The following is a 25,000-nucleotide window of genomic DNA, read 5'->3' as shown; positions in this document are numbered from 1 at the left end:
CACCAAGACCAAACGAATGGCCCGCCAGATGCACGGACGAGCAGGCTTCACCCTGCTCCGCCACCGCATCCTCCTCGGGTAACTCCACCCTCCGCTACCACCGAATGTGAGACAGAGCCGTTTACTGGACAGACCCGACCGCGTTGAGAGCGACATTCCGCTGATATCCAGGCTCAACGAGACGCCCTGGTAATCGGCTTGCGGTGATCCCCTCGCAGTCACACAAGATTGCCTCCATGGAGAAGATGGAGCATCGCAGGGTGCTGCGGCAGCGCGACTTCCGGTTGCTGTGGTTCGGTGAGACAGCGCGCACGCTCGGCAACAGCGTGACCTCGGTGGCACTTCCGCTGATCGCCGTCGTGGTGCTGGACACAAATGCCACCGCGGTGGGTCTGCTGTCCGCAGCGATCTGGCTGCCCTGGCTGGTGGTCGGTTTGCCAGCGGGTGCGTGGCTGGACCGGGTGCGCCGGCGCCCCGTGATGCTCGCCTGCAATCTGGTGTCGGCGAGTCTGTACGCGAGCGTGCCGGTTCTTGGCTGGTTCGACGCCCTGACCTTCACCCATCTGCTGATCGTCGCGCTGGCCGGAGGCACAGCCGCGGTCTTCTTCAACACCGCCAACCATGTCTACCTTCCCACCGTCCTGGCCGAGCGGGATCTGCTGGAGGGCAACTCCAAACTTCAGGTGAGTGAAGCCGGGACGAGTGTGGCCGGTCCGGGACTGGCCGGTCTGATCGCCCATGCTTTCGGCGCGGTGGCCGGGCTGCTAGTGGACGCGCTCACATTCCTCGTCTCGGCGTGGTGCCTCCGTTCGATCCATGCGCAGGAGGCGCCGCCCGAGAAGGACGGACGGGACGGAAACCTGCGTAGCCAGGTCGCCGAGGGACTGAGATTCGTACAACGAGACCGCTACCTAAGACCGATGGTGATCTACGGGGCCATAGTCAACTTGGCGCTGATGGGCTATCAGGCGGTGCAGGTCGTCTTTTTGGTCCGCACCGTCGGAATCACCCCCGGAACGGTTGGGCTGGTTCTGATAGCAGGCAGCCTCGGGGGCATCCTGGGCGCAACGCTCGCCAAGTCCATCGGACGCCGATTCGGCACCGCTCGCGGAATGCTGGTGATGCAGATGCTCACCGGACCGTGGGCGCTGCTCATGCCGCTGGCGTCTGGCGGGGCGGGCCTGCTGTTCTTCGCGTCCGGCGCCTTCGTGATTGGTGTCGGCATCGTCTCGTGCAACGTCATCCTGGGCAGCTTCCGCCAGATGTACTGCCCTCCCCATCTCCTAGGAAGGGTGGTGGCAACCAGCATGATGCTCAACCACAGCACCATTCCGCTCGGTTCCCTGCTCGGTGGCTTCCTGGGCGACGCCCTAGGTCCCCGAACCGCCATGTGGATCATGACGGGTGTTCTCGCCCCTTGCTGGCTAATCCTCGCCTTCAGTCCGATACGCACCCAGCGCGACCTTCCCACCCACTACCGCCCCGTCGAAGCCGCAGAGGGCATCGGCAGGGGTAGCGGACATCACCGACAAAAACGGAAGGAGACGATAAACCTTCGCGAACACTGAAATACTTCGTTCGATGCACATGTCCCAGAACACGCGTGGATAGATCTCAGTCCGCAGACCAGACCCAGCGCTCTGAAATCTTTCGTGCAGGCCGACAATGGTTCAGATGCCGTTCCCCGTACAAACGGGCTTTGGCAGAGCTCACCGGCCCCGCCTCGTGTGTCAGGTGATGCTGGTTGGGAGACTCCGGACAGGGCTGCGCTGGGTGGTGTTGTCGGTGCGCCGGTCCAGTTCAGTGCGGAGTTCGTGGATGACCTGGGCGTAGACGGCGACGTGCTCGCGGAGTCGTTTGTCCTCCCGCAGTGCGCGGGCGGCGGCATCGGCGGCTACTGCGCGGGCGCGCAGATGCTGGAATGCGGGCGGGATGCCGTTCACCTCGGACTTTCGGTGGGTGAACCAACTACCGCGCCTCGGCACACCAGCCGACCGGCTCTCCACCACGCCCGGAGCCGGTGCGGGAGCGGCGAGGGCTCACGCCGCCACGGAGACCGGTTCCCGGCGCCACGGCCTGAGCAGCAAAACGGTCAGCGCGGCGACCGCGCTCAGAAGCAGGAACACAGGCCGGATACCCACCATCGATGCCAACAGCCCTCCGAATGTCGCACCGAGGGGCGCCGACCCGATCCCGACGAACTGAAACGCGGAATTGACGCGGCCGAGGAGTTCGTTCGACACTGATCGCTGCCGCATGGAAATGACCTTCACCCCGAAGAGGGTGCCCACCGCGCTGCCTGCGGTCATCAACAGCGCGATGACCCACACGTTGTCCGAGAGACCGGGCGCAGCGATGGTGGTGAGCAGTCCCCCGACGCCGACCGCCACCGCGTGGGACTCCCCGAGTAACCGCGTAACCCGGGCCGCGACGGCACTGCCGGTCATCGACCCGATGCCCAGGGCCGCCAGCAGCAATCCGTACTCACCCGTGGTGAGCCGGAGCGGACCGGGACTCACCGCGTACGTGACCAGTAGTGCGGCATTGGCGCCCGACGCGAAGTTCATGACACCCACCGACAGCGCGGCGCGTCGCAGCCAGGAATGGCTGGTGACGGCCGATACTCCGATGCGCAATTCTCGCCAGATCTGCCGGGGAGCCCAGGGCTTCGGGGTGTCCTGGTCGCTGTCGGGAGTGGCCGGGACCGACAGGCCGGCGACGACGTAGCAGGCGCAGATCAGTCCGATCACGGCGGCCTGTGTCCGCCCGAACAGAAGTCCGGCCACCGCTGGTCCCACCAGCGTATTCGCGACCACCTGGGATACGGATATCCGCCCGTACGCGCTTTCCAGCTGCTCGTTCTCGACCACCTGGGAGACCGCGCTCTGTGAACTCAGGTCGGCGGCCACCTCGGCGACCCCGTACACCAGGGCCAGCGCGACCAGCAGTGGGATGCTCGCCAGATCGGCGACCGTCACGGCCAGGAGGGCGAAGGTCGCGAGTACGCGTATGGCGTTCGCCGCGCGGATGATGGTGGACCGGTTCAGCCGGTCGACGAAGACCCCGATGAGCAGGCTTCCAAACAACCACGGCAGGTAGCTCGACGCGACAACGACAGACACCTCGAAGCCGGAGGCACCCCAGGCCAGGGCCAGGAGCGGCAGCAGGACACGGAGCAGCCCGTCTCCGAAGTTCGAGGACGCGGTGGATACCCAGAGGCGGTAAAACTTGATCACGTTCGACTCTCTGAAAAGTGTCGCCAGCCGCCGGCAGGAGGGAGCGCGAGGGCCAGGATCCTACTGTCCTCGCGCAGGAGAAGCCCCAGACCGGCCAAGTCGGCGACCATCTCCAGGACCGACTCCTCGGAGTAACCCATTTCTCGGCTGACTGCGCGAATTGATCGAGGTTTGGTGAAACAGCGGCGGTAGAGGTCGGCGTGCACTCCATCGACGACGTACGAGCGGTGCGCGAATCCTGGACGACGTTCGTCTATTTTCATGAAGCCAGGGCCGAACTGGCATATCAGCGCGGGCGGATCAGATTTTTCCCACGCCGTTCGCCATGATCTCAAGACCTGCAGGGTGGCATCGAACGTCTCCACCGGGAGGCAGTCAGCCACATCGTAGTCGAAGAAATAGGCCACCTCGGCCAGGTCGACGTTGGCAGGATAGACCTGCTTGTACGACGGGAGCGGTGCGACGTTGCGGACGCCGAACGTGACCCTGTCCATGAACATGGGACTGAAACGTTCGAGCCACAACCGACCATCGCCGCCCGGCGGTTGCAGATGGGGAATCTTTTCGAGCACGGCGACCTGGGCGGAGTAGTGTTCCGCCAGCTCTCCCGGGAATCCCCACAGGAGATTCCAGCCAACTTCGATTCCATGGAACCTACTCCACCTCAGAAGATTTATGTTCTGAAGCGCGGTGACGCCCTTTCGCATCAACTTCAGTATCGGCGTGGAGAGTGACTCGATGCCTGGCTGGATCCTCTTCACGCCCGCGCTGGCAAGGCGTTCAACCTCGGCCGGGGACACGTTGCTCTTCATTTCGTAGAAGATGTTGAGGTTCATGTTCTTTTCCGCCAGCGGATCGATGACGGAGGAGAGGTAGGACCGGTTCAGGATGTTGTCTACCGACTCCAGTCGCAGGCTGCGATGTCGTGACGAAAGCCATTCGATCTCCTGCAGCACCCGCTCGGGGGACTTCGACCTGAACTGCATGCCGCTCGCGTTGAGACCGCAGAAGACGCAATGGTTCTTCTCGCCCCACCAGCATCCTCGTGCGCTCTCGAACGGGAGATCCACCTGGGAGCGGGAAATTTTCTTGAAGAACCCGAGCGACTCCGCACGCTCGAAGTACTCCTCGTAGTCCGGCATCGGCAGGCTGTCGAGATCGTTGAACGGAGTCTTCGTCTCCGTGTAGGAGATCGATCCGTCGTCCTGCCGCCAGGCGACACCCGGTATGCCGGCGAGAGTTTCCTTGTCTCGCAGCGCCTTCAAAAGCATCGGGAAGGGGAGGTCGCCTTCGCCGATTACCGCGACGTCGACCGAATCCACCGACGCGATCAGCTCGAGCCCCATGCCGGAGTCGAAGTTGGCGCCGCCGAAGACGGTCACCAGATGAGGGAATGCGGCCTTCAGCCTGCGGGCAAGCGCGAACGAGGCCACACTCTGCTGGAACGTGCAGGTGAAACCGACGACGTCGTACTCGGTCCAGTCGACACCGGCGACCAGTTCGTCGAGGTAGCACGGAGTCTGCCGGTCTCGGACGTCACGGAGCCAGGCCCGCGCGTCCCCCTCTCCCGTGTGGCCGACGGCCGCGGCGATGTCGAAGGTCAACTCGTCGATGAACTCGCCAGCCCGGTCCGGTGATGCGTCGCCGAAGGCCTGGTTCGCGAAGATCCAGTCGCCTAGTTGCACGCCCCGGTGCTGGCACAGCGCCTCGTAATGATGACGTCCGATCAACGCCGCGAAGTCGAGATTGAAGTGAAAAGTGTCCGCGGCCCATCCCTCCCGTTCCGCGACGGCCTTCAGCAGCCCCAACTGCAGGGACGGCCTGGTGGACGACGCGAACGGCATTGTCATCAGCGCTATTCGGGGCATGTGCTACCTCTTGGGAACGGGACTCGCCAGCAGGTCGAACGCCTCGGTCAACCCGAACAGTCTGAGTACGTTGAGAACTTCCTGTGCCTTGGCATCACCGCAGTGCGACAGGATGCCCGGGACGATCGAGTTGAGGTCGACCGACCGTCCGCGCTCGTCAAGCCTGGCGAGGATTGCCTTGAGGCTCTCGGCGTCGTACACCGACCCGAGAACGGCCACCGCGAACACTTGCTCGTCCGAGAGGCCCGGCGTCCGTTTCACGTTGTTGATGAGGAAGTCTGTCGCCCGGTGGTAGGCAGCCGCCTCCACGATCTTCTCGGCCAGCACATGGCCACTGGTGGAGAAGTCCCGTACCAGTTGGATGTGTTCACGGTGGAACAGGATGTCGGTCATCTTGATGAGCGTGAACAGCGTCTGCGGTGGGGTTTGCGTCGCGACGACCTCGGCGAAGGTCTCGTGGAATTTCCTCTTGTCGCCCCGCGCCAGAACTCGGAGCAACTTCACGTTGGTCCGGAAGTTGATGTCGGCGATGCCGTAGGTGGAGCGTATGCCCGGCGGGAAGTAGTTGTTCTGCGGTCCGTACCGAGGAACCGGGTGCGTCCGGAAGAGCAGGCTCACCGTCGGGATGCTCAGGTGGTTGACGGTGTGCGGCTCCACGTCGCCCGGCCGGACGAACGAACGGTCGCCCGGCTCCCAGATCTCGGCGGACTTGACGGTGATCCTGCCGTCACCGAGCAGACCGTCGACCGCGTCCTCACCGACATAGTCGTACTTGACGTTGAGCGACTGGCCGGCCAGCTGCATCTGTATACCGGAGAAGTCGTGGTCATGAATATTGATATCACTCCCCCACCAGTTCAGAACCTCGACCCAGAAGTGCCCGTTGTCGTACAGCATGAAATACAGGTCGGAGAAGGTCGAGTGGCGCTGTAGCCGTGAGACTTCCGGGTGGCGAAGCAGCGCAGATAGGTTGGAGAGCTCTCCGAAATGGGACAGATCCAGTCCCTCGGTCTCCTGCCAGGCGATCTCCGGGAAAGCGGCGCAATCGTTGCCGGTCTTCTCCCATTCGGCGCCGATGCGGTCGGCTACAGCCACGAGGCTGTCATACGCCTCATTCATCGATCGACCCTTCTCGCGCGGCTTGAAGTGACTCGCACCGGCTCGCGCAGGACTTCACGAAGTCGATCGCGCGGTCCGATACGAGCTTCTCAAGGTTTTCCAGGGCAAGAACGCTGGCGCAGGAGGCCAGCGTGTCCTCCAGGATCTTGTGACTCTCCGGATGCACTTCGAGCTCGCCGCCGCCGTGCCCGAGGTAGCGCTCGCGTGCGGTCACCAGCTCGGTAGCCACCACAATGCTGTGGATTACCTTGTCGAGCGGCCGGTGCGTGCCGCGGATCGCGGACAGAGCGTAGTTTTCCTTCTTGCCGATCTCTTCGTACACGAAATGGTTGTGGCTGTACTCATCGATGAACAGGAGGTGATGCGTCAGCTCATGGATGAACAGCTCCATGACATCGTTTTGCGTTAGCGTGTCATTGAGCGAGAGCCAGATGGAGCCGATCGCGTTGCTCGACGATCCGCCGTGGGCGGCGGACCCGTTGTCCAGCCTGTTCGTCTGCTTGAGGAAGACGCTGTGAATGACCAACGGGAAGACCACCGCTATGTCCTCGTTCAGCGTGAGCAGTTCGGCCAGCGCCGACCTCGCCGTCGCGATCTTCCGGTCGCGCACTTCATCGTCGAACGAATCTCCGATGACGTTGGTCTGGTCGAGGTCGTTCAGGATGCCACCGGAGTAGGCCGCCGCCAGCCGCCTTTCTGTTTCCGGGTCCTTGATGAATATTTCCGTACCGAGGTTGACTGGTGCCTTAAATCTGTCTCCGGAGAGGAAGTCGAGATACTGGTCCCGCAGTTCCCCGGTCGTGGTCACCGGCTGCTTCCGTTCGCCGCGCGACAGTCGGTAGACGTTGCGGATCACTTCGTCAGTTCCATACAGAGTCAGCATGAAAATCCCATCATTTCTCAATTTCAGGGCAGATCGCGCACCCGGGACCATGGCAGATTCATGCTTTCGCGGCGAATCTGCCATGATCCCGGATTACGGCAAACTAGTCGAACGCCACCATGTTCATGACGTTCCACGCATCCTCGGTGAGGAGTTTGTCGATGCGCTCGGAAGAGTCGTTGAGCTCATCCGTCGTGACCAGCGCGATCACGTCCGTGATGTTGATTCCCTTGCCGAGCTGAGTTTCGGCCCCTGTCATTACAGACACGATTCAACCTCCTGTCTTTTCCTGACGCGAATGGCAGGCTCCAGAAATGGCAGCCAGTGTAGCGACCATGAAGATACCGGCCATATTTGAGACCGTCAACGATGGCCTGTAATCGACTACTGCCGGGAACTGGATGGATCGGTAGGTAATTTCCTCAGAAAATTGGCATACCGATGTTTCACTGCAGATCAACGCCCGCCAATAACGCTCTGTAAGGCGAGACTCACGCGGCCTGAATATCGGGACATTCTTCTTGATCCACACAAAAGAACGCACAGCGTCAAGGGACCAGTGTTCGCCATTTCTGACTACACGAAACAGTCGACGACGGAAGAAGGTCGTGCGTGGGCTCGCTGCCTGCCTGACGATGTGACGGGTTGCGAGTGGGTGCGGCAGGATCCGTGGTCATGTCGCCGGGGGTTGGAGTCTGCTTCGCGCGAGCATCTCCTCACGCTGATCGGGCTGCTCCAGCGGCAGAGGCGGAACCGTCGGGTGGCGCCGTTGGGGCCGGCCAGCACCACAGAAGCGACCGTCGGCCCCGTCGGGATTTCGATCTTGTCGAGGACCAGCAGCCAAGCGACCACGGCGTGGCGGTCGAGCTGCGCCACCCGGTCCCTAACGGGCTGACCCGCGATTGATCTCGGGGCGTGTTGGCCCGCGGGTTCGCGGTAGTGGATCAGCAGGCGCGACCGTCTCTATGCCCCCGCACTCACCGACCGAGATCAGTCGCAGGTCGGCCCATTAGGGTCGGTGGCATGATGACGTCCCTTGCCAGCAGTGCCTTCGACTCGCTCCGCCTCGACGCCGTGCCCGATCAGGACGCGTTGCGCCGGGTCTACGAGCTGCCCAAGGACACGGCCATACGTAAGCAGATGACCGAACTCACGGAGCAGACACGGCGGTTGATCGACTGCTCCTCGCTGGTCCTGGTCGCCAGCGCGGACGCCGAGGGCAACTGTGACGTCTCCCCGCGCGGCGGCCCCGCCGGGTTCGTCGCCGTCCTGGACGCACGGACGGTGGCGATACCGGACGCAACCGGCAACAAGCGTCTGGACACCCTGCAGAACATCATCGCCACCGGGCGGGCCGGGCTGCTGTTCGTCATCCCGGGGCGTACCACGACGCTCAGGGTGAACGGCCGGGCCTGCGTCTCCACTCGCCCAGAGCTGCTGTCGCGGCTGACCGCCGTGGGCAAGCCGCCGGCCAGCGCGCTGGTGCTGGGGATCGAGGAGGTCTACCCGCACTGCCCCAAGTCGTTCCTGCGCAGCGGGTCCTGGAAGCCGGAGCAGTGGCTGCCGAGGGACGCCCAGCCGACCTCGGCCGAGGTGACGCTGGCCCAATTGCGGATGCCGGAGGTGACGATCGCTGACGTCGAGCAGGCCGAGGCGGATTCGCTAAAGTACCGGTACGAGTAACGGGTCGACCTGCGCTAACTGAACAACCAGCCCGTCAAATCCCCGGTCCAGCACGCCCGAGATCAATCGCTGGGCGGCCGGAAATAGGGGCGGCCGTTCCCGGCAACTCGTAGAGGCTGAAATTCCAAACTCCTTACCCGCACGTATGAACCTCGCCCCGGGCGGCGTCGGGTGTGTCCGCCTTCCGTAGCGACTCGTCGAGATCGGCCGAGACACGTGATCTCCCCGTCTTCGACGGGGAGATCACGTGTCTCGGCCGATAACCCAGTAAGCGCCGACGGTACTGTCGGCGCGGGTCAGGCCGAGCAGGGCGGCGAAGACGGCGGGGTGATGCTGCATGCTGGGGTTCTCCTGATCTCGAAGGGGTGGGGTGCCGGTCGTTGCTGATGCCCGGTCACCCTGATCTTGACCCCGGCCATCCCGGCCGGGTCGGGATCTCACCGCCCAGGCGTCCGCTTCGTAGTTCTCGGCGGCGTGCGCGTCGTCAAAGAGCAGGATCTGGGCATCCGGGAAGGCGGAGTTGGTGTCGAAAACGTGGCTGTAGACCGTGATCGCCACGGCGTCGGCGGGTCGAGCGGGCCAGCGCCGTCGCGTCGTGAAATGAGACCGTCTCCGCCCTTGCGGCTGCGGCCCGGGGTGAGCCGGATGGAGCCTCCGATGGACTACGGACCCGGCAGTGGAAGGGACCAACGCAGTCGCACGATGTTTCTCCAGGGGTTGCAGTCTCACCGCTCCCGCGTGGACAACCCACCGCTGGGCCGAACGCCCGAATCGCCGGCCATGACCCCACGCCCATCCGCGCGACCTCTTCGTTAGGAGGTGGCTGGAAACAGGAACCGCACGTCGGTGAGTTGTTCCGACAGTTCCCACAGACGGCGGCCGGTCCCGGGATCGGCTGCCGCGGTGGACAGCTGCACACGCGTCGGGCCGCCTCGCAGCTCGGCGAAGCCGTCCGGCCCGATGAACTCACCGCTCCTCACGTCCGGGGCGGTGGCCGCGTACAGCTGGGGCAGTGCACCCTGTTCGGGGGGCTGGGCGAGCGGGGCAAGGATGTGGCCGAACAGTACCTTCACCATGCCGACCGGCGCGCTTGTTTGGAGGTTGGTGGAGGTGTAGCCGGGGTGGGTAAGCAGGCTGCGCACCGAGCTGTCGGCCGCGGTCAGCCTCCGGTGGAGTTCCTGTCCGAAGACGGCGTTGGCGAACTTCGACTGGTTGTAGAACCCCATGGGCGAGTATTTGCGCTCGCCGGAAAGGTCGTCGAAGTAGAGGTGCCCCTGCCGGTGGTTGGTCGAACTTACCGTAACCACGCGGGGGTCGTTGCCGTCGGTCAGCAGGTCGAGCAGTAGACCAGTGAGCGCGAAGTGGCCGAGGTGGTTGCAGGCGAACTGCAACTCGTGGCCCTGGGGGCTCAGTGAGCGGGGCGGTGCCATCACGCCGGCGTTGTTGACGAGCACGTCCAGCCGCGGATGATCGGCCCGCAACTGATCGGCGAATGCTCGGACCGAATCGAGATCGGCCAGGTCGAGGCGGCGCACCTCAAGGGCGGCGCCAGGCTGCTCAGCGGTGATCTCTGCGGCGGCCAGGTGGCCTTTTGCCTCGTCGCGTACCGCGAGGATCACGTGGCCGCCCTTGCGGGCGAGTGCCCGGGTGGTCGCCAGACCGAGGCCGCTGTTGGCTCCGGTGACGACAAACACCCGCTTGGCCTGGTCCGGGATCAGATCGGCGGTCCAGTGCTGGTTCTTCCTCATGCGGCACACGTTGCCGTCTATGGCACTCAGTGTCAAGCAGTTACCGAGTGCCATGGATGGCATAGCGATAGGATTGCCCGGTGAGCCCCCGCCCTGAAGTCACCATGGCCCAACGCAAACGCCAACTCGTCTCCCACGAGCTGAGCGAAGCGGCGCTGCAGCTACTGGCACTGAAGGGATTCGACGCGGTCACCATCGAAGAGATCGCGGCCACCGCCGGCGTGTCCAAGCGAACGTTCTTCCGGTACTTCGCCTCCAAGGAAGACGTGGTCGTCCAGTTCCTGGCCGACATGGGCATCGGCATGCGCGCAGCGCTGGCGTCTCGCCCCATCGAGGAGCAGCCTTCCGTGGCCCTGCAGCACACGGTCTGGGTCTCCATGGCCGCCTGCGCCGACCATTCCGACAGGGCCCTGCGCGTGGTTCAGCTGATTCTGCGCACCCCCGCCCTGCGCGCACGCTTCCTGGAGCGCCAGGACCAGTGGCGTGACGACCTGGCAGCAGAGTTGGCGCACCGCCTGGGCCTAGACCCCGACACCGATCTGTACCCGCAGCTAGCCGCCGGGATGGCGCTCACCGCCTTTGACGCCGTGCTGCAACGATGGAGCGGTAGCGACGGTATTGAGGACCCCGCCGAACTGACTGACCGAGCCTTCGTCACAATTGCCCCGGCGTTGGACTCTGTTGCGTGAGCTGTCTTGCAGCCGGCAAGAGTTCCTGCTCAGGAGTTGCAGGAGCTCGTCGAAGATGATTCGGTCACTGATGCGCGGGCGTGGCTGGAAGTCCCAGAGGAGGTCGGTCAGCCATGAGGGCAGGGCGGGCACAGGTCTCCCCAGTAATCACAGAGCGTCGCAACTCCATGATCACCAAGGTCTGTGCCCCTGCCCCTGAGCCCCCTACTGATCGGCATGACACTGTCTAACTTCTGATCCACAGTCAGGAGCGGAGCCGTCGGAGAAAGCCGGGAGCGAGCGTCGAAGATCGCCGAGTAGAGTGCAGGCGCTTTGCCCCGATGACCCCGTCGCCGAGGAGGCCGTCCCATGGAACCCGTCACGCTGATCACCGGTGGCTCGACCGGAATCGGCGCCGCCACCGCCCGCGCCCTGCTCAAGCAGGGCCACCGCGTGGCCGTCACCGGACGCGACGCGGGCAAGCTGGCCGCCTTCGCCACCACCGCGGGGGCGGGCGAGCGGCTGCTGACGATCACCGGCGACGCTGGCGAAGCAGATGACGTCGCCGCCGCCGTCCGCCACGTGATGGACACCTGGGGCCAGCTGGACAACGTCATAGCCAACGCTGGTTTCTCCCTGCCCGGCAACCTGGAGACCCACGCCCCTGAGGACATGCGCGCCATGATCCTCACCAACGTCCTGGGCCCCGCCCTGCTGATCCAGGAGAGCCTGCCCCACCTGAGGACCTCCAAGGGCCGAATCGTGATCATCGGCTCGGTCGCCGGCGTCCGCCACACCCCCGGCAACCTCTACTCCGTCACCAAGTGGGCCGCCCACGCCCTGGCCGAGAACACCCGCCTCCTGGTCGGTCAGGACGGGGTCGGCGTCACCGTTGTCGCTCCCGGCATTGTGGACACCCCCTTCTGGCACGTCCGCGGCGGCACCCCCGAGGCAGCCGCCACGATGACCGCCGAGCAGATCGCGGACACCATCGTGTTCGCCGTCAACCAGCCCGCGGGCGTGGACATCAACCACATCACCGTGCGGCCGACGGGGCAGGTTGGCTGAGGTAGAGCTCCCAAGGGCCATACGGGGAGGTGCCTTTGGCTCCGCCAAGCACGGCCGGAGGCGCCTTCGGATCCGGGCCGCCACCCCGCGGCGGTCCCCATACTCCAGCCGTAGATCGCGATCTGGCCCCTCCACCGCCCCAGGAGGGCCGGTCGGGCGCACACCCGACGCCCGACCGACCGGCCGTCCGCGCCTGCCTGTGACGGTGGAGTTCGTCGAGGGTTGATCCGGTATGGATGAAGACTTCCTCGACGCGCTCCTCGATGCCGCGGGCGAGACCCGACTAAAACTGCTGACCAAGGACGAAGCCAGAGCGATCATGATGCTCCTGGGCGCCCTTGAAGGCGAGAGTCGCTCGGACGATGTTCGCCGGCCGCGGGCGAGATGCGCTTCCGTCTCGGATCACGCCTGGGAGCCCCGGCGGACTCCTACGACCGGGCGCCATCCCGGCGACAGACGCCCGATGGCGTGCGTGAGGACCGTCTGCTGTCTCAGCCCGCAGCCGTGTCCGGTTCCGCCTCGAACCGGGGTACGTCCCGCGTTGTGAGGTCCAGGCGCAGGCGTTTGAACCGGACGGGGTGTCGGTAGATGCCGCCGTGGTCGACGGATGTGTCGGCGGTGATCTCGGCGACGGACCAGGGTCACGTCCAAGGCGTCGCGGCTGCCCCACACGGAGGCGAAACCGCATGCCCTCCCACGGGTGGCCGGGTCGGCGGCGGTCAGGTGCTCCGCGACCAGGCGGGCCGCTTCCGTGCGCAGCGGTACGGTGCGGCCGACCGCGCGGAGCCGGCCGTCCCGGTCGTGGCGGCCCAGGACGAGGAGCTGCGAGCGGGTGAGGGTGCCGGTGATCGCGCCGATGATCGCCTCGGTGGTGTCCCGCCGGCGGACCTTGGTGACGCCCCCTGTGGCCCGGCACGTAGCGGCTGGTCTGGGGCTTGACCACGATGCCCTCGACGCCGGACACATCCGTCCAAGACTCAAGCCACTCCCGGGCCTTGGCCGGGTCCGTGGTCATCGGACACAGGGTCCACGGGGATGTCAGGGCGTGCTCGGCGAACAAGGCCCCCAGGCGGGCGCGGCGCTCCACATACGGCAGGTCGAGCAGCTCCCGGCCGTCGAACTGCAAGACGTCGAACACCACGAAAAAGGCCGGCAGCTTCGCGGCCAGCTCGGGAGCGCTACGGGTGCGAGCGGCGGCCCGACGCTGCAACCCCTCGAACGACAAGACGCCGGCCTCCACGTCCCACACGAGGAGTTCGCCGTCCAAGACCAGGCCGACGGGTAGCCGCGCCTCTGCGGCCGCGACGAGATCAGGAAACGCACCCTGGACCAGGGCCCCGCGGCGGGTCTGGAGCAGCACCCGCCCACCCGGCCCGGCCGGGGTGAACACCAGCACCCGGTACCCGTCGAACTTCTGCTCATACGCCACCCCGGAGACGAGCGGACGCACCGGCGGGATCACCTCGGCGGCCTGCGCCAACATCGGCTCCACCGGCGGACGCAACACCATCCCCAGGGCCTCCCTCGTCCTCGACGCCGGCCCCAGCCTGACCCGCACCGATGCCTGCGGCCCGACGAAGGGCGCCGGACGGCGGAACCCGACGAACCCGCAGCGAAGGTTTGGGATCGGAGTCGAGACAGACGCACACGCCGGAGCCACGGTGCAAAACCCGTGGAAAGTCCGGCGGGATCCCCCGGCGCCGAACCATGGTCGCGTTCGACTTCGGTGATCAGCGGTTGCCGACGGCCATGCGGAACCACGCCTCGCACTTGTTCGGCATTGACCGTTTCGCATGCGCATTGTGATGTTTTGCTGGCTCAATCCGGCGCGTCTCGGGTTCTCTCGTCGACTGCGGATTCGGGCGTCTCTCGACCGATTAGTGTCTCGAATTCGGAGGCCCCTGCCCGGCCGTCAACCAATGACAGGGGCTCTCCTCTCACCGTCTCGAACAAGGGAGCGTCATGTCCGTTATCCGAGAGTCTGCCGAGCGTCTTAGGGCCCTGAGCAGCGGTTTGGACCGTAGCATGCCCACTCTGAGGGTGGCCCAGTCCTCGGGGACCATCGACAAATGTGTCGACGTGCAGTTGATGCCGTTTCTGGCCGTTGTTTTCACGGGCTTGATTCTCATTCTCGCCCCTTCACAGGTCTCCGTGGTGCTGGTGATTCTTCCCGTGCTGCTGGCCTATGCGCGGCGTTCTCACTGGTCCGTGCGGCGTTCGTGGTCCTGGACTGCGCAGAATCCGACCGCGGGACCCACCGCCTGAGGCGTCCCGGCCCGCCCTACTCGTCGCGGTCCGCTGTGACGAGTGGGGCGTTTCTTCCTCCCCGTTAGGCCCAAGGCCTTGGGGAGTCACGGGAAGAAAGTGGGGTGGCGCGCCACCCCTTCATGCCCCATGAAGGAGTTATATGTCGCATAATGTGATGTTGAAGATCCTTTGCCCGCACTGCAAGACCAGGTTCTTCCGCCCGAAGACAAGCGGGCGGCCGCCGAAGTACTGCGGAACGGACTGCCGTACCGCCGCCTACCGCGCGCGGCAGAAGACGGGGCTCCGCTATTCGCACAAGCACGACCAGGACGTCGCGAGGATCGCGAAGTCGGTCGCGGCGCGGGCGGCTGCGGCCCTGCAGCACGGTCAGCTTCCGCTGCCGGCCCGTCCCCTGGAACTGCTGCTGGAGACACTGCGGCTGGAACGCGACGTGGCCGACCTCAAGGCGGTCGCCGTCCGGCAGGCCTCCGAGTACGGGGCCCCGTGGACAGATATCGGCCACGCACTGTCGATGTCCGTGTCGGCCACCCGGGCCAGGTACGGCGACGAGCAGGTCGCCAAGATCCGTCACTGGCGGGCCGAACGCGGCTCGGGCCCCGGACACCGCCCTGCACGGCCGCGCCCCTCCCGGCCCACCTCCGCCCCCGACTCCGTAAAAGGAGAGAACACCCTGCCCAGTCCCGCCCTGCCCGGGGACCCCGCCTACCAACTCACCACCGCTCTCTCCCACCTGCACCGCGCCTCGGGTCACACCCAACGGTGGCTGGCCAGCGAAGTCGGCATCTCCGCATCCCTGCTCTCACTGATCCTGCTCGGCAAGCGGCACCCGAAGTGGAAGACCGTCAAAGCAATCGCCGAACTGTGCAACGCCGACCCCGCCGACCTCAGACCCCTGTGGGAGAAAGCGCAGGGCATCCCGCCGGTCGCGCTGCCCGGACCCGAAGACTTTCTCCAGGCCGCCGCCTCGCTCAAGGCAGCGCTGCGCGGCATGTGCATCGCTGCCGGCTCTCCCACCCCCGACGAGATCTGCTTCCAGCACCTGACGCTCACCCCCCGCCGGGTCGCGCGCGCTCTGCTGAGCGAGCGGCCCGAGCGGGATCTGGACGACTGGCCGTTCGTCGCCGCCCTGGCCACAGCCCTGCGCGGGCAGCCCGACGACGTGCGACCGCTGTGGCAGCGGATGATGGTCGCCTCCGCCCTCGTCTCCCCACCCCACACCGAGCCCGACCCCGGCCACACCAGCGACCGGCCCTCCCTCGACACCGCTGGCACCCGCACACCCCGCCAGGCCGCCCCGTCAGCGCGCCGCCCGCACCGGCCGGACATGCTGTGGACCTCACGCACCCGCCGCGGCAACCAGGACTCCGACGCGCTCCAGCGACGCCTGGAAATCCTCGAAGTCATACGAAGCGCCAACATGCCCGTCGGCCTGACCACCCTGAGCCACGCCTGCGGCCTCCCGACCCGCTACACCTCCGAAGTCCTCAGCTGGCTTCGCGAGCGCCGCTTCACCACCACCGGCAAGGACGGCGGCCACGCCCGCGGCCCCATCCTGAACGCCGCCGCCGAAGGCCGTGACGTGGTCCAGGAATTCCTGGACCACCTCAGCCTCAAGACCAACGGCGCGATCTACATCGGACCTACACCGACGGCGACATCCACGTCTCCCACGAAGCCGCCCAGCCCGGCATCCCCACCGTCGACCAGTACGTCGACTTCCGCGAGTCCGCCCACGCCAGCGCACTCGGCAAAGCCAACCTCGCGCAGCTCGGCCGCGAAGCGCGCCTCGACCACCTCTCCCGCTACCGGCCCAGGAAGCTCACGGGCCACACCATCACCGACCCCGACAGCCTTTTCCGCGCATTCGACCTCTCACCCGTCCAGTACGACTTCGAGGAGTACTCCGACCAGGACGCCTGCGCAGCCAGCCCACTGATCCTGCCCGGCCGCACCGCCTGCATCGCCGTCGCCGTCCCCGCAACCGACCGCCGACGCCGCCTCCGCCAAGCCGCCGCCACCATCAAGGACCACTCCACCACCATGGCCCTCTCCCTCGTCCTCGCCCTCAACACGACGCGCCCCGGCCAAACCCGGCACCCCGCGGCCACGCGGTAGACCACCCACACCGCACCGCCGGCAGGACCATCTTCCGGGCCGCGCCATGCCTGTAGCGCGGGCCGACCTCCACCGAGACGCGAAGGGCCCGCACCCTGGCGACGGGTGCGGGCCCCTTCAGGGCATATGTCTTTCCGGCCCCCAGGGAGGCCGACCTTCAGGACATCGGGTGATCTCCACCCACTCGGCGTTGAGGGAGCGGTTGGAGCGATCGTCGCGTCCGGGGCTGTCGGCCTGGACCCGGCTGATCTCCACCCGCGGATGCCGGCCGTGGTCGCGGTCCTGGGCGATTGCAGGCAGCGCGGCCACGCCCACCAGGGCCCCGGCGGCCAGAACGGTCGCGGCGATACGACGAACGGAGGAAGAAGCAGAAGACATGGTGACGCTCCCTCAACAACAGTGCCGACCCGCCGAAGCAGGAGACGGCAACCGGTGCGGAATCCCGGCCCGGAGTGAGCCGAGTCCCACACTCTCGACCCCGAACCGGCCCAGGCGCAGCACCCCGTGAGGGCGGTTACCGGGCAGGGACATTTCCGTCACACTCGCCTGTACGCCCCATGCACATCTGGCCAGCGTGGCCCTGACATTTCCTCGCCCCCACGCTCGCCCGCCCCGCAAACGGCGCCCAGCGAGAACGCGCTCCGGCGCACCACCAGGCGCACTCCTGCCCCGTCTCACCCACCCGGAGTAGTTGATCAAGTAACAATCGTTCTGCGGACTTCTTCGCACCCGTACCGGCAGTTCGCACACATGCACTGCGACAGACCAGAGCCCTCCCCCCGCTGGAGGGTCCAAGAAATGGTTTGCCGAACCGGTGGCTGTGTGTCACCGTTCGGCCTGGACCGGCAGTTGATCATCGGCGGCCGGTCAATGTCGACATGTCGGCGGCCTCTCGGGATCCACCGGAGAGGCGACGCAACAATGGGAACCGGTGCCGTGGGGAACAGTTACGAGGACGAGTGTCGCCGGTCGTTGGCCCAGGAGCAGGCGAAGAGCCTTGCCGAGACCAACCACTGGGAACATGTGGACAGGGAGCGGGTCCACCTGGACTGGGACGTCCTGTACCGGGAGATGACGCCTCTCCTGGACGGCGGCTCCCTGCCCGGAGACCAGAAGATCCAGGAGCTCGTCCGCAGGCACTTCGACATCGTCTGCCGGTTCTACACCCCCTCCAGGGAGGCTTACGTCGGCATGTCCCTCTTCTACGCCGAGGATGAGGCCATGAGGGCATTCCACAATTCCTACCACCCCGGGATGGTCGAGTTCCTGGGCGCCGCGATCAAGGTGTTCGCCGAGCAGGGGAGCGGGTTCACCCCCAGCGCCGGGACCGAAACTTCGGCATAGCCGGGCGACACGGGCCGGTACATACATGGGCGGGTGCGCCCCGACCGGGGTCCGGGCGCACCCGCCGAGGGGTAGAGCGGGGTTTAGGCGGTCCGCCCGCTGATCCGAAAGAAGGGCCCCGGCGGAGTCCCTCGAATGCCGGTGAGGGTCGCAGACGGGCACACAGCAGCACGTGGCTGCGTGGGTGCCGCACACGGCAGGGCCGGCCCGCGCCGCCGGGTCGGCCCTGCCGCATTCCCCCTAACACCGACCGGGGGGCGGCTCCGTAAGGCACCTCACGGACCCCACCGACAACTGCCGCTGACCGGATGCCCCGGCCGGTCCCCCATGGGGTATCCCCCCTTTGCGGGTTCGGCACGGTGGTCAATGGCCGGGAAGCCACCCGAAGTCGGGTGGCTCATCCCTACCGGTCCGAGACGACGGGGTGCTCCGCGAGCCGGCGGCCGTTGATGCGACGGCGTGTCTGGTGATCGCACAGGTTGGTCCACCAGGTGAGCCGGTCCGAGGAGTTCTGGGGGAAAACGTTCTGTACGGATGTCGCGGCCAGGACCAGGCAGATCACGACGCCCACCACGGCGCCCCGGCCGTCGCGGCGGCCAGGCCGCTGACCGCGGTGACCGACGCGGGCACCAGGTTCGAAGAGATGGGCATCATCAGACCTCACTTCCGGTTGCGTGTACGAATCGCCCTCGCGGTTCGCTGACACCAACCTCCCGGCAAGGTCGATCTTGCGGGAGAGGGAAGAGCCGATTCCCAGCAGATCGGCAATTTCCAGCCGCTGTTGGCTTTGTTCACGAGAACGGACAGCAGCACCACTTCAAAAGGCACAACGGTCGGCGGCTGTTCGATTCCGTTTGTGATGTCGCAGTACGTCCGGGGCCGAGTAGGAACCGCGCTCCGGCTACTTAACGTGATTCCTGAGCGCCTGCAGTGAGCTCCAACTTCGCTCTTCCGGTGGGTTTGTCTACTGAACGTCGCAAATAGCGCGGTGCGGGCGCCTACGGTCCGTAGCGGCCGGGCTCGTTGAAGCCGGCGGACGTTTCCTTGGAGAGGACTCACTCCGCATGCTCAAGAACAACAGCAAGACAACGCGCACGGCAGTCTGGGTGGCAGCCGCGCTCAGTCTCGTGACCGGAGGGGTGTGCGCGGGGGTGGCAGGAGCCTCGGCCGCTCCCGCTGCCAAGGCGGCCGCTCCCGGCGCCAGGGCGGCGGCCCCGTACGTGCAGGCCGCCGCAGTGGTCAACGCCGACGGAAGCATCAACCGGTCCAAGGGCATCAGCAGCGTCACGAAGCCCGCCGTCGGAAAGTACTGCGTCGAGCTGGAGGACAAAGACCTGGACCTCACCAAGCTCGTCCCGGTGGCGACCCTCCAGTACACGTCCTTCGAGTACGGGATCCGCATCTCGTACTGGCCGCACCCTGACTGCGGAGGCCGCGCAGGCACCATTCACGTCATCACGGGAATGCCGAACAGGTGGGTAGACCAAGCCTTCGGGATTGTCGTCCCGTAAATCCGCACCGCTGGTGAACAGCGCCGGTGATTCCACGGCCCCGCTCGGCATCCGCCCGGCGGGGCCGTCCCTCGTCCCCCACGAGTCGGCTTCCGGCCGATGCGTCGATGTGCAAGCAGTTCGACTCTTGGTGGAGTTGCTACCCCAGCCGCCGCACCACCTGGTCCGCGCTGACGGGCTCGAACGTCTGTGTGTGGTCCCTGTTGACGCTGTACATCACGCTGCTTCCACCGCCCATCACTTGCACGACCGTGCCCGTGTGGTGCTGGCTGTCCTCCTGCCCCTTGTACTCAACGCGATCTCCCTTTCTGAGGTCCATTGCTTTGTCCACTTCTAGAAGTTCAGCCGCACGGGCTTGCCCGCCTGACGTACGGATCATGCAGACGCGCATCCCTTCCCAAACGCGGGGCGCGCCGTTTAGCCACCGGCCGCCGCCCGACCGGGTGGCCTTCTTCCTGCCCGCACCACGCCCTCGTTCCCTTCGATTCGGAGGGTGATGGCCCCGAAGAGCGGTCCCATCGACGCCGCCCGGCAGGCGCGATACCGCGCGCTGCCAGGGTCCCGGCAGCGGGGAGAGCACAGGCTCGCGGCCGGCCACCCGGGCGCAGCGGGTTTGGCGGCGCAGGCTACGCCTCGAGGTGGATCCCCAGCCCGTCCGGGTCCGCAGCCGCTCCCGCTGCCCACCGGACTCCGCCCACGAGGTGGTCTCGACCCCGTCGACACTGCCGTGGGAGCCGACGAATTTCTGGAACTTGACCGCGTCCACCGCACCGCTCTCCCAGGTCCCGGCGATGGCAGGGCCGTCCTTCTGAAAGGTCATGATCACGTGGAAAGAGTCCGGGCTCATCCCCGCCCTGTACGAGGAACCTCGCCCCGAGCCGCGGCGGGCATCTGCCGGACGGCGTGGCCGTGCCGGTCGCGATGTGTCCTCTGACACTGAAGTCGGACCGTTTGACCTCGAAGTTGGACCGCTGATCATGCGCTGACGAGCCGGTGACCGGCAGCCGTTGTCCCGACTCTGCGTTCGAGCCAGGCGTCCACCATGACGTCGGATGCCGTCGGACCGTGGAATGCGACCGCCCGGCCCCGTGAGGGGCCGGGCGGCGTGGGTTGCTGAGGTACTCAAGGGCGCCGGGGCTATGAGCCGCGGTGGACGCACATGAGCTGGTCCTTGGTGCCGTTCTTGTCGCGGAAGACGGAGATGGCCGGCCCCTGGGCGCTGTAGTGGCCGGGCAGGCTGGTGTCGGTGCTCCAGGTGCTGCCGTTGTAGCGGGCCCACCAGAGTTTGCCGTCGGAGCCGCCGCGGTGGAGGCAGTAGAGGTGGCCGTTGAACGCGGCCAGAGCAGGCCCTTCGGCGCTGGTGTGGCCGGGCAGGGCGTTGTCGCCGTCCCAGCCGCTGCCGTTGAAGCGGGTCATGTAGAGCCTGTTGGTGTTGTGGCCTTTGTACACCGCGTACAGGTTGTTGTTGTAGACGGCCAGCGCGGGGTTGGAGTTCGTGCGGCCGCCGAGCTGGTCTTCACCGCTCCAGCTGGTGCCGTTGAAGGTCCTCCACCACAGGGTGTTGTCGCCCGCGCCCTTGTAGACGCAGTACAGCTTGCCGCCGTGGACGGCCAGGGCCGGGCCGCGGTCGGTCCTGCCGGCCATCTGCGTGTCGGTGCTCCAGCTGGTGCCGTTGAAGCGAGTCCACCACAGATTGTTGTCGTTGTTGCCCTTGTGGACGCAGTACAGGTGGCCGTTGAAGGCGGCCAGGGCCGGGCCGGCCGAGCTCAGATGGCCGGGGAAGGCGGTGTCTGGGCTCCAGCCGGTGTCCGTGTCCGGGTCGTAGACGGTCCACCACAGTTTGTTGTCCCCGTCGCCGCGGTGGACGCAGTACAGCTTGCCGTTGTGGACGGCCAGGGCCGGGTTCGACTTGGAGCGGTGGGCAGTGAACTTCTCGTCCGGGCTCCAGTCGTTGGAGTCGGTGCCAAGGACGGTCCACCACAGGTGGGTGTCATCGGCCGGTGCCGCGGGGATCGGGAACAGCATCGCGGGGGCGACCCAGGGGGAGACCAGCCGGCAGCCGTAGTCCTTGCCCACGGCCCGGATCAGCAACGCCCTGGCCTTGCAGGCCGCCTCGACCAGCTTTCCGATCTTCCCGCCCAGGAGCTCACCGGCGACGTCACCGATCATCTCGGCGATGTCCGCGACATCCTGGGCAGCCTTGGCGCTGAGGTGGACCGCAAAGCCCCACCAGTCCTTGGTGGCGCGCACATCCTGCCCGTTGGACGCCAGCTGCTTCTGAATCTCGCGGATCGCGTCCTGCCGCTCCTGCGGCAGAGCGGCGACCAGCTCCTCCTCCAGGCGCCGCGCTTCCTCCATCGCCTCGTCGGCGATCTGGCGGCCCTCCGCATCACTGACTGTGTACTGCGGGGCCGCCACCTCACCCGATGTCCCGGCGACCTGAGCGGCATCGTCGCCTGCCACCGCATCACCCTGTTCCGCAGCCGACGTGCCAGTGTCCTCTGTGCTCATGAGCAACCCTTCGCTGTAGCCATCCGTGATCACAGGGTTACACCGGATATCGGTTGTCACGCCTGAACAGCGGACATTGGCCTGTTCCCAAACTGGCCGGGGCTCACCGTCGGCCCAGCCGAAGTGAGACGGGGGCGCTCTGTCACCAAAGGGAGGAGGAGAGGACAGAGGGGGAGGGACTGGAGGGACCGAATCCGCTGAATCGGCTGCCTGAGGAGATGGCCTGTTCGATGGATGATCAGTCCATCTACGGGCCCATCCTGTGGGAGCTGTCGTTGGGGGATGCGATCTCTCGGGGGCTATTGGCGCGGTACCAGATCGTGGTGGTGGAGCTGCGGGACGAGCGGCTGACGCCGGATGTGCTGTACGGGGAGAACCGGAACGAGGAGCAGGTGTGTGGGGAGCGCCTGGCGGTGCTTCAGGCCGCGTTGCTGGAGACGATGACGAAGCACCGGCTGCGCTCCACCATCACCTTTCACCACCGCACCCTGGAGGCGCGTGCGTTCAGCGAGGGACTGCCGGCCGTGGCGCGCCGGCTGCACGCCGTCGACCCCGAGCGGCACCCCGGGCGGGTCTGGGCGGGGTGGCTGTACGGGGACGGGGACCACGACCCCGACACCCGGGCCGAGAAACTCCGCCAGTTCGGGTCCCGGGCCGGGCGGGCGATCATGTCCAACTGCCGCGTGCTGGGCGAAGGCATCGACTGGCGGGCGGTGATCACGGGTGGCCTCGCAGCGATGCGGCGGCCAGGGGCCCCTCGATAAGGCCTGGCCACCGCGTCGCCTGACAGAAGGGGCTCTCGGCACAGTAGTGAAGAAAGCCTCTCGGTCCGAGCATCGGTGATTCGGCGCGAAGGTGCGGACACACCCGGACAGGGCTCACCCAGATGCCACGACCTTCCCACCCATCCGCCCGAAGAGTCGGCCTATCTGCCAAGCCCAGGTATCGGGACGTCGCTTCCCGGGGAGGCGGTGTGGGTGCCGGCTCAAGCGGGGGAGAACAGATCCCACGCCCTTGCTTCACCACCCCGTCGGTGCTACTCGATCAGAAGTGGCGCCGTGTCTGCCTGTCTCGTCGGCGGCGGGTGTGGGGCTGGAAGCGGACCGACGATACGGCCGTTGTCCCCCGGCGACGGGTCTCGGTCGGGAGGTGGCCGCCGGCTGGTGACTCGTCAAGTGGCTGCCGGTCAGCCTCGGGGCTGAAGGTCGCCTCGACGGTCTCCTCGTGCTGGCCACCGGGCACGGCCACACCCGGCCTTCCCATCGAGACTGCCCACTTGTCCGTTTCTCGCGGCTCGGCGAGCGGCGTGCGACGGAACCGTCGGTTCCGTCGCACGCCGTTGTCCCGCTCGTGCTACGGGCGACTGCCCCTGCAGTCAGCCCGCCACGGGGACTGTGCGCGACCCGCTACTGCGGTGCGCGGTGAGTGATCACTCGCCGTCGCCGTATCCGCCCTGCTCGCCGTATCCGCCCTGGTGGTCGTGCTCACCCTGGTGGTCGTGCTCACCTTGGTGGTCGTGCTCGCCCTGGTGGTCGTGCTCGCCCTGGTGGTCGTGCTCACCCTGGTGGTCGTGACCGGGCTTACCGGGCTTGTGGTGGTCGGGCTTGCCGGGCGGCTTGGGGAAGCCTCCTCCGGTTGCGCCACCCAGGGTTCCACCCGTGATCGGGCCAGTGGTGCCGCCCGTGGGACCACCTGTGGTGGTGCCGGCAACGAGGCCGCCTGTTGCTCCGCCGAGCACGCCACCCAGCAGGCCCCCTCCTGTCGATGTCCCGCCGAGCACGCCACCCAGCAGGCCGCCGGTGCCACCGGTCGCCGTGCCACCGGTCGCCGTGCCACCAGTGGTCGAGGTGCCGCCCGTGGGACCACCTGTGGTGGTGCCGGCGATCAGACCGCCTGTGACCAGACCGCCCGTGGTGCCGCCCGTGGTGCCTGCGGCACACGTCGCCCGGGTGATCCGGTTGGTGTCCAGCGTCACGGCCTCGGTGATGGCCAGGGCGCGCCCGTCGATGGAAGCCCCGGTGGTCACGTTGACCGCCGCGTTGGCCATGATGGTGCCCACGAAGGTGGAGTTGGTGCCGAGAGTGGCGGAACTGCCGACCTGCCAGAAGACGTTGCAGGGTGCGGCGCCGTTGGTGAGGAGCACCCGGCTCGCGGAGGCCGTCGTGAGACCGGAACCGATCTGGAAGATCCAGACGGCGTTGGGGTCACCGCCGGCGTCGAGGGTGAGCGTGCCGGTGAGCCCGAGGGTGGACGAGGCGGTGTAGACGCCGGGTACCAGTGTCAGACCGCCGGCGTCGGGAGGAAGGGCGCCGTTCGTGGCTTGTCCGGCGGCGTTGTTGAACGCCGCGACCAGGTCGGTCTTGGCCTGTAGGGCCACGGTGTCCGCGGAGTGCATGGTTCCGTTCACTTGCCCGGGCGGGAAGCCGGAGATGGACGTCCCCGGATGCACTCCGAGGTCTCCGGTGATGACCGACGGGCCTGTATTGGTGACGGCCGCGCCGGCCAGCACCGCGAAGCTGGTCGCCGTGCCGAGGGGGACGGGGGTGGCGAGCGCGTCAGCCCGGTTCGGCGTCACCGCGACCAAGGCAGAGGCCAGCACTGTTGCGAGTACCGTCGCGATCCACACCGGCGTGGTGCGCCGTAGCGCCGCGCCAGAGATATTCAGTGTCATCGAGGGCCAACTCCGGTAAAGGGATGGTGGCGTAATTGACGGTCTCGGTCACACAGGACCGTCGCTCTGTCGCTGGCATATTACGCAGAAACCTACGCAGCACCGGGATTCATTCGAGGCGATTTGCCCTGATTCACAATTCATATCGAAGGGAAATAAGACAACGAGCTGATGGACCTAAGAGCTCGTAACACGATCATGATTCGGGTTTGTTGAGGCGCCGCCAGCAGATGAGGCTGCAGGCGAGGGAGACGAAGGCGTCGTGGAGTTCGGTGCGGCGTTCCCAGCGGACGGCGAGTCGTTTGAA

General features: G+C 66.4%; 23 protein-coding genes and 3 pseudogenes. 10 read left to right on the top strand and 16 right to left on the bottom strand.

Translation table 11 applies throughout. From position 1 onward, the window contains the following. Nucleotides 1-236: 236 nt before the first annotated feature. Nucleotides 237-1,568 carry an MFS transporter gene (locus E6R62_RS35365; protein WP_136217572.1) on the top strand — a complete coding sequence of 444 codons (1,332 nt, stop codon included), beginning with the start codon at nt 237-239 and terminating at the stop codon, nt 1,566-1,568. Nucleotides 1,569-1,730: 162 nt separating this feature from the next. On the opposite strand, the gene E6R62_RS35360 is transcribed toward E6R62_RS35365, so the two are convergent. The 6 genes from E6R62_RS35360 to E6R62_RS40025 form a co-directional block, all read right to left on the bottom strand. Further along, nucleotides 1,731-1,985, bottom strand: a complete 255-nt coding sequence (locus E6R62_RS35360) for a hypothetical protein (protein WP_240802082.1) — start codon at nt 1,983-1,985, stop codon at nt 1,731-1,733. A 54-nt stretch (nt 1,986-2,039) separates the two neighbouring features. After that, complete coding sequence (locus E6R62_RS35355; protein ID WP_168714284.1) at nt 2,040-3,236, bottom strand: MFS transporter; 1,197 nt, start codon at nt 3,234-3,236, stop codon at nt 2,040-2,042. Continuing rightward, nucleotides 3,233-5,086 carry a RiPP maturation radical SAM C-methyltransferase gene (locus tag E6R62_RS35350; protein ID WP_168714283.1) on the bottom strand — a complete coding sequence of 618 codons (1,854 nt, stop codon included), beginning with the start codon at nt 5,084-5,086 and terminating at the stop codon, nt 3,233-3,235. Before E6R62_RS35350 ends, E6R62_RS35355 begins: the two co-directional genes overlap by 4 nt. Before the next feature lie 21 nt (nt 5,087-5,107). Continuing rightward, entirely contained in the window at nt 5,108-6,223 is a 1,116-nt protein-coding gene (locus tag E6R62_RS35345) for a hypothetical protein (protein ID WP_136217569.1), read from the bottom strand. Beyond that, nucleotides 6,216-7,106: an HEXXH motif-containing putative peptide modification protein gene (locus E6R62_RS35340; protein WP_136217568.1), complete on the bottom strand. Its 891-nt coding sequence runs from the start codon at nt 7,104-7,106 to the stop codon at nt 6,216-6,218. The genes E6R62_RS35345 and E6R62_RS35340 overlap by 8 nt, the downstream gene beginning before the upstream one ends. Nucleotides 7,107-7,209: 103 nt before the next feature. Then, entirely contained in the window at nt 7,210-7,374 is a 165-nt protein-coding gene (locus E6R62_RS40025; RefSeq protein ID WP_168714282.1) for a hypothetical protein, read from the bottom strand. Nucleotides 7,375-8,129: 755 nt separating this feature from the next. On the opposite strand from E6R62_RS40025, the gene E6R62_RS35335 reads away from it, so the two are divergent. Continuing rightward, nucleotides 8,130-8,789, top strand: coding sequence for an MSMEG_1061 family FMN-dependent PPOX-type flavoprotein (locus E6R62_RS35335; protein WP_136217567.1), 660 nt, complete (start codon nt 8,130-8,132; stop codon nt 8,787-8,789). Nucleotides 8,790-9,032: 243 nt separating this feature from the next. Here E6R62_RS35335 and E6R62_RS35330 read toward each other — a convergent pair whose 3' ends face one another. Next, nucleotides 9,033-9,347: a hypothetical protein gene (locus E6R62_RS35330; RefSeq protein ID WP_136217566.1), complete on the bottom strand. Its 315-nt coding sequence runs from the start codon at nt 9,345-9,347 to the stop codon at nt 9,033-9,035. A 254-nt stretch (nt 9,348-9,601) separates the two neighbouring features. Next, complete coding sequence (locus E6R62_RS35325; RefSeq protein ID WP_136217574.1) at nt 9,602-10,537, bottom strand: oxidoreductase; 936 nt, start codon at nt 10,535-10,537, stop codon at nt 9,602-9,604. Nucleotides 10,538-10,641: 104 nt separating this feature from the next. Here E6R62_RS35325 and E6R62_RS35320 point away from each other — a divergent pair, with 104 nt between their 5' ends. Continuing rightward, entirely contained in the window at nt 10,642-11,226 is a 585-nt protein-coding gene (locus E6R62_RS35320) for a TetR family transcriptional regulator (protein ID WP_136217575.1), read from the top strand. Between the two features lie 30 nt (nt 11,227-11,256). On the opposite strand, the pseudogene E6R62_RS35315 reads toward E6R62_RS35320, so the two are convergent. Next, nucleotides 11,257-11,358: pseudogene (locus tag E6R62_RS35315) on the bottom strand (IS5/IS1182 family transposase); the annotation flags it as partial. 216 nt (nt 11,359-11,574) lie between these two features. On the opposite strand from E6R62_RS35315, the gene E6R62_RS35310 reads away from it, so the two are divergent. Further along, nucleotides 11,575-12,273 carry an SDR family oxidoreductase gene (locus E6R62_RS35310; protein WP_136217565.1) on the top strand — a complete coding sequence of 233 codons (699 nt, stop codon included), beginning with the start codon at nt 11,575-11,577 and terminating at the stop codon, nt 12,271-12,273. 283 nt (nt 12,274-12,556) lie between these two features. Here the strand turns inward: E6R62_RS35310 and E6R62_RS35300 are convergent, their stop codons facing one another. After that, nucleotides 12,557-13,756, bottom strand: coding sequence for a hypothetical protein (locus E6R62_RS35300; RefSeq protein ID WP_240802083.1), 1,200 nt, complete (start codon nt 13,754-13,756; stop codon nt 12,557-12,559). A 542-nt stretch (nt 13,757-14,298) separates the two neighbouring features. Between E6R62_RS35300 and E6R62_RS35295 the strand changes: the two genes are divergently transcribed. From E6R62_RS35295 to E6R62_RS42310, 3 genes and pseudogenes are all read left to right on the top strand, one after another. Continuing rightward, entirely contained in the window at nt 14,299-14,538 is a 240-nt protein-coding gene (locus E6R62_RS35295) for a hypothetical protein (RefSeq protein WP_136217564.1), read from the top strand. Nucleotides 14,539-14,680: 142 nt separating this feature from the next. Further along, nucleotides 14,681-15,421 (top strand): annotated as a pseudogene (locus tag E6R62_RS42315) (helix-turn-helix domain-containing protein); the annotation flags it as partial. Between the two features lie 710 nt (nt 15,422-16,131). Continuing rightward, on the top strand, nt 16,132-16,656 hold the full coding sequence (locus tag E6R62_RS42310) for an IclR family transcriptional regulator C-terminal domain-containing protein (protein WP_136217573.1): 525 nt from the start codon (nt 16,132-16,134) through the stop codon (nt 16,654-16,656). Between the two features lie 117 nt (nt 16,657-16,773). Here E6R62_RS42310 and E6R62_RS35280 read toward each other — a convergent pair whose 3' ends face one another. Continuing rightward, nucleotides 16,774-17,034, bottom strand: a complete 261-nt coding sequence (locus E6R62_RS35280; RefSeq protein WP_306432508.1) for a hypothetical protein — start codon at nt 17,032-17,034, stop codon at nt 16,774-16,776. 558 nt (nt 17,035-17,592) lie between these two features. Between E6R62_RS35280 and E6R62_RS35275 the strand changes: the two genes are divergently transcribed. After that, nucleotides 17,593-18,000 (top strand): TipAS antibiotic-recognition domain-containing protein, encoded by a 408-nt coding sequence (locus E6R62_RS35275; protein WP_136217562.1) that lies wholly within the window; start codon nt 17,593-17,595, stop codon nt 17,998-18,000. A gap of 403 nt (nt 18,001-18,403) precedes the next feature. On the opposite strand, the gene E6R62_RS40020 is transcribed toward E6R62_RS35275, so the two are convergent. Then, complete coding sequence (locus E6R62_RS40020) at nt 18,404-18,562, bottom strand: hypothetical protein (RefSeq protein ID WP_168714280.1); 159 nt, start codon at nt 18,560-18,562, stop codon at nt 18,404-18,406. A gap of 502 nt (nt 18,563-19,064) precedes the next feature. Here E6R62_RS40020 and E6R62_RS35270 point away from each other — a divergent pair. Continuing rightward, the gene (locus tag E6R62_RS35270; protein WP_136217561.1) at nt 19,065-19,511 is read left to right on the top strand and encodes a hypothetical protein; all 447 of its coding nucleotides are present in this window, start codon (nt 19,065-19,067) and stop codon (nt 19,509-19,511) included. A gap of 139 nt (nt 19,512-19,650) precedes the next feature. On the opposite strand, the gene E6R62_RS35265 is transcribed toward E6R62_RS35270, so the two are convergent. Both E6R62_RS35265 and E6R62_RS35260 read right to left on the bottom strand, forming a co-directional pair. Next, the gene (locus E6R62_RS35265) at nt 19,651-20,358 is read right to left on the bottom strand and encodes a hypothetical protein (RefSeq protein ID WP_136217560.1); all 708 of its coding nucleotides are present in this window, start codon (nt 20,356-20,358) and stop codon (nt 19,651-19,653) included. Nucleotides 20,359-20,648: 290 nt separating this feature from the next. Continuing rightward, nucleotides 20,649-21,974, bottom strand: coding sequence for a hypothetical protein (locus E6R62_RS35260; protein ID WP_136217559.1), 1,326 nt, complete (start codon nt 21,972-21,974; stop codon nt 20,649-20,651). Between the two features lie 278 nt (nt 21,975-22,252). Between E6R62_RS35260 and E6R62_RS35255 the strand changes: the two genes are divergently transcribed. After that, on the top strand, nt 22,253-22,786 hold the full coding sequence (locus E6R62_RS35255; RefSeq protein WP_206308941.1) for a hypothetical protein: 534 nt from the start codon (nt 22,253-22,255) through the stop codon (nt 22,784-22,786). A gap of 665 nt (nt 22,787-23,451) precedes the next feature. Here E6R62_RS35255 and E6R62_RS35250 read toward each other — a convergent pair. Both E6R62_RS35250 and E6R62_RS41525 read right to left on the bottom strand, forming a co-directional pair. Continuing rightward, a complete protein-coding gene (locus E6R62_RS35250) occupies nt 23,452-24,693 on the bottom strand; it encodes an ice-binding family protein (RefSeq protein WP_136217558.1) in 1,242 nt (413 codons plus the stop codon). 196 nt (nt 24,694-24,889) lie between these two features. Continuing rightward, nucleotides 24,890-25,000 (bottom strand): annotated as a pseudogene (locus tag E6R62_RS41525) (IS5/IS1182 family transposase); the annotation flags it as partial.

It is taken from the genome of Streptomyces sp. A1136, assembly GCF_004795055.1.
GTDB lineage: Bacteria > Actinomycetota > Actinomycetes > Streptomycetales > Streptomycetaceae > Streptomyces.
The sequence above is the reverse complement of the archived record's forward strand: the minus strand, read 5'-3'. Positions and strand labels throughout refer to the sequence as shown.

Coding starts and splice junctions, on each gene's coding strand:
- E6R62_RS35345 (WP_136217569.1), bottom strand. CDS start 6,223: ATGAATGAGGCGTATGACAGCCTCGTGGCTGTAGCCGACCGCATCGGC.
- E6R62_RS35255 (WP_206308941.1), top strand. CDS start 22,253: ATGGATGATCAGTCCATCTACGGGCCCATCCTGTGGGAGCTGTCGTTG.
- E6R62_RS35340 (WP_136217568.1), bottom strand. CDS start 7,106: ATGCTGACTCTGTATGGAACTGACGAAGTGATCCGCAACGTCTACCGA.
- E6R62_RS35265 (WP_136217560.1), bottom strand. CDS start 20,358: ATGAGCCCGGACTCTTTCCACGTGATCATGACCTTTCAGAAGGACGGC.
- E6R62_RS35270 (WP_136217561.1), top strand. CDS start 19,065: ATGCTCAAGAACAACAGCAAGACAACGCGCACGGCAGTCTGGGTGGCA.
- E6R62_RS35280 (WP_306432508.1), bottom strand. CDS start 17,034: ATGTCTTCTGCTTCTTCCTCCGTTCGTCGTATCGCCGCGACCGTTCTG.
- E6R62_RS35335 (WP_136217567.1), top strand. CDS start 8,130: ATGATGACGTCCCTTGCCAGCAGTGCCTTCGACTCGCTCCGCCTCGAC.
- E6R62_RS35295 (WP_136217564.1), top strand. CDS start 14,299: ATGCCCACTCTGAGGGTGGCCCAGTCCTCGGGGACCATCGACAAATGT.
- E6R62_RS35365 (WP_136217572.1), top strand. CDS start 237: ATGGAGAAGATGGAGCATCGCAGGGTGCTGCGGCAGCGCGACTTCCGG.
- E6R62_RS35310 (WP_136217565.1), top strand. CDS start 11,575: ATGGAACCCGTCACGCTGATCACCGGTGGCTCGACCGGAATCGGCGCC.
- E6R62_RS35320 (WP_136217575.1), top strand. CDS start 10,642: ATGGCCCAACGCAAACGCCAACTCGTCTCCCACGAGCTGAGCGAAGCG.
- E6R62_RS35250 (WP_136217558.1), bottom strand. CDS start 24,693: ATGACACTGAATATCTCTGGCGCGGCGCTACGGCGCACCACGCCGGTG.
- E6R62_RS35300 (WP_240802083.1), bottom strand. CDS start 13,756: ATGTTGGCGCAGGCCGCCGAGGTGATCCCGCCGGTGCGTCCGCTCGTC.
- E6R62_RS35325 (WP_136217574.1), bottom strand. CDS start 10,537: ATGAGGAAGAACCAGCACTGGACCGCCGATCTGATCCCGGACCAGGCC.
- E6R62_RS35350 (WP_168714283.1), bottom strand. CDS start 5,086: ATGACAATGCCGTTCGCGTCGTCCACCAGGCCGTCCCTGCAGTTGGGG.